General features: G+C 51.2%; 2 protein-coding genes and 1 pseudogene. 2 read left to right on the top strand and 1 reads right to left on the bottom strand.

The features are described from left to right. Positions 1-2,047, bottom strand: a 2,047-nt coding sequence (katG, locus tag ABYP73_RS12505) for a catalase/peroxidase HPI (RefSeq protein WP_372974552.1), incomplete at its 3' end; no start/stop codon positions are given. A gap of 231 nt (positions 2,048-2,278) precedes the next feature. Here katG and ABYP73_RS12500 point away from each other — a divergent pair. Both ABYP73_RS12500 and ABYP73_RS12495 read left to right on the top strand, forming a co-directional pair. Further along, the gene (locus ABYP73_RS12500) at positions 2,279-2,848 is read left to right on the top strand and encodes a DUF1697 domain-containing protein (RefSeq protein ID WP_372974551.1); all 570 of its coding nucleotides are present in this window, start codon (positions 2,279-2,281) and stop codon (positions 2,846-2,848) included. A 44-nt stretch (positions 2,849-2,892) separates the two neighbouring features. Beyond that, positions 2,893-3,203 (top strand): annotated as a pseudogene (locus ABYP73_RS12495) (VanZ family protein); the annotation flags it as partial.

The following is a 3,203-nucleotide window of genomic DNA, read 5'->3' as shown; positions in this document are numbered from 1 at the left end:
TTTCATCAATGGCCCTCCACTCGTTGTTCATATCGAGCAGGTTTACAAAGAAGTCGTTGCTCAGCGTTCCCGGCTTCTTGGTGAATACACCGTGGGCTGAACCGTCGTAGTTAGCGTTCAGACTTCTCATTCCTCCAACCAAGACAGTCATCTCAGGAGCAGTAAGGGTCAACAGTTGTGCCCTGTCTACCAGCATATCTTCCGTGGAAACAGATGATTTGATCTTGCGATAGTTCCTGAATCCATCTGCCATAGGCTCCAGAACGTCAAAGGCCTCTGCATCGGTCATTTCCGCTGTTGCATCTGTTCTACCCGGTGTGAAAGGTACTTTTATGTCCTGCCCACCATCCTTTGCGGCCTTTTCCACTGCGGCACATCCTCCGAGTACGATCAGGTCTGCCAGGGATACTTTTTTGTTTCCTTTCTGAGCTCCGTTGAAATCAGACTGGACCTTAGTAAGGGTGTCCAGAACTTTTCCGAGTTGAACCGGGTTGTTGACTTCCCAACCCACCTGAGGTTCGAGTCGTACTCTGGCGCCATTGGCCCCGCCGCGCATATCGGAACCTCTAAAGGTGGAAGCAGAAGCCCAGGCGGTTCTGACCAGGTCTGAAACCGACAGGCCTGCGGCCAGGATCGTCTTTTTCAGCCCTGTGATATCTTTCTCATCGATGAGTTCGTGATCCACTGCGGGAACCGGATCCTGCCATACGAGGTCCTCCTTGGGTACCTCAGGTCCCAGGTATCTCGCTTTGGGCCCCATATCCCTGTGGGTGAGTTTAAACCAGGCTTTCTGGTAGGCCTCCTTGAATTCCTCCGGATTCTCCAGGAAGTGGCGGGAGATCTTTTCGTAAGCAGGGTCCATCCTCAGGGAAAGGTCGGTCACCAGCATGAAGGGTGCGTGTTTCTTATCTGGGTCGTGGGCATCAGGCACAGTGCCTGCACCGGCTCCGTCCTTGGGCTGGAATTGCCATGCTCCGGCCGGACTCTTGGTGAGTTCCCACTCGTATTTGAATAAATTTTCCAGGTATTTGTGACTCCACCTGACGGGGGTGTCCGTCCAGGCTCCTTCGAGTCCGCTGGTAATGGTATCCGAACCTTTGCCACTCTTGAAATTGCTCTTCCATCCCAGGCTTTGCAACTCGATAGGTGCCCCGGCGGGTTCTGCCTCGAGGAATTCTGAATCCTTGGCAGCCCCGTGGGTTTTCCCAAAGGTGTGTCCCCCTGCGATCAGGGCGACCGTCTCGTAATCGTTCATAGCCATTCGGCCAAAGGTCTCACGGATATCGTGAGCGGCAGCTACCGGGTCTGGGTTCGCGTTCGGCCCTTCCGGGTTTACGTAGATAAGGCCCATGTGGGCAGCCCCCATTTGTCTTTCCAGTTCTCCCTTTTCATTGTAACGCTCCTTGTTGCCGAGCCATTCGGTCTCAGAACCCCAGTAGATATCCTCTTCGGGCTGATAGATGTCTTCCCGCCCCCCGGCAAAGCCATACATCGGGAGACCCATGGATTCATGGGCCACATTTCCGGCGAGGATAAGCAGGTCTGCCCAGGAGAGTTTTTTTCCGTATTTCTTTTTGATCGGCCACAGGAGTACCCTGGCTTTGTCGAGGTTCGCATTATCGGGCCAGCTGTTCAGGGGAGCGAAACGCTGGGCGCCTGTACCCCCACCGCCTCGTCCGTCTGAGATACGGTAAGTTCCGGCGGCATGCCAGGCCATACGGATAAAGAAAGGACCGTAGTGTCCATAGTCTGCAGGCCACCAGTCTTTGGAGTCTGTCATCAGGTCTGTAAGATCCTTTTTAACGGCCTTCAGATCCAGGCTTTTGAATTCCTCGGCGTAGTCGAAATCCTTTTCCATAGGATTGACGCGCTCCGAATGCTGCCTGAGGATGTTCAGGTTGAGAGAATTGGGCCACCAGTCACGGTTGGTTGTCCCGCCTCCGGCCACCTGCTGCAGGTCCCCGTTCAGGAAAGGGCACTTACTTTCATCATTCCCGCGGTAGGTTGAGCCGTTGGATGATCCCGTTCTGTCTTTTAAGTCTTCCATGGTGTCTTAATTAGGTTTATTATGAGCGTTCGATTCTAATTTTCAAGTCCTTCAAAGTTACCAAATGAAATCCTATGATCGGGGAGGTTAGTATCGATATAAACTATGGCTCATGTCGTTTTCCGATCCTCACTGCGGTATGAATCCTCAGGAGAATTCTTCCCTGAATCATTCAAATGAATTGAGATTATCTCTGTATCTTTTGAGGAGTTACAATTCCACCTTAGATCGATGGTATCGAGAACCTCTTCAAAGACCTATATAGCCCTTCTCAGGGGCATCAACGTGGGAGGGCACCACAAGGTGCCCATGGCCCAATTAAAAAAGGAAATGCAGGAGATGGGTTATACAGGGGTTATAACTATTTTGAATTCGGGAAATGTGATTTTCCTGTCTGACGAGCAAGATACGGCAAGTATTCAGGATCACATCTCCTCCCACCTGAAGGAGGTGTTCGATTTTGAGATCCCCACACAGGTTTTGGATGCCGAAATTCTTAAGGGTATATCCCAAACAGAGCCGTTTCGGGACGAAGAGCTGAACGAGAAGACCCGCTGTTACGTCACTTTTCTCGGCAATGCGATCAAAGAGCAAATGGAGTACCCCATGAGCAGTGCGGACGGTTCTTTTAAAATCCTGGGACAGAACGGGCAAGTTCTTTATAGCATACTGGATCTCAACAAGAGTGACACCCCGAAAGCGATGACCATGCTCGAAAGAACATATGGAAAGGGGATCACGACCAGGAATTGGAAAACCATTCAGCGGATTGCAAAGAAGCTAAGTGCGGATAGCAAATAAAACAAGAGTAAGGCTGAAACCCTCAGAATTAGCAATAGACATCTATGTTCAGGATAACTGAAATACGGGAAAAACACCTGTGGATAGCCGTCACGGTGGTCTACCTGACGATTCTCTCCACCCTCTTTATCGGTCAGCCCCTGGCAAATGAACTAAGGGACCAGAATGTGCAGGCAGTTGTATTTTTATCAGGAATGTTTTTGGTCGCCGTGGCTGTGCTCCTACACGGATTGATCCGATGGCCCGGGGCTGTGGAATACGCTTTTCTGATCGGAATCGCTGCGGTCTATGTGATGTTCTTTTTTCGGCTTGGGGCCCCTGAACGCAGTCACCTCATCGAATACAGCGTACTGGC

The sequence above is a fragment of the Muriicola sp. genome (genome assembly GCF_041567615.1).
Classification (GTDB): Bacteria; Bacteroidota; Bacteroidia; order Flavobacteriales; family Flavobacteriaceae; genus Muriicola.
This window is presented reverse-complemented; position numbering and strand designations above follow the sequence as displayed.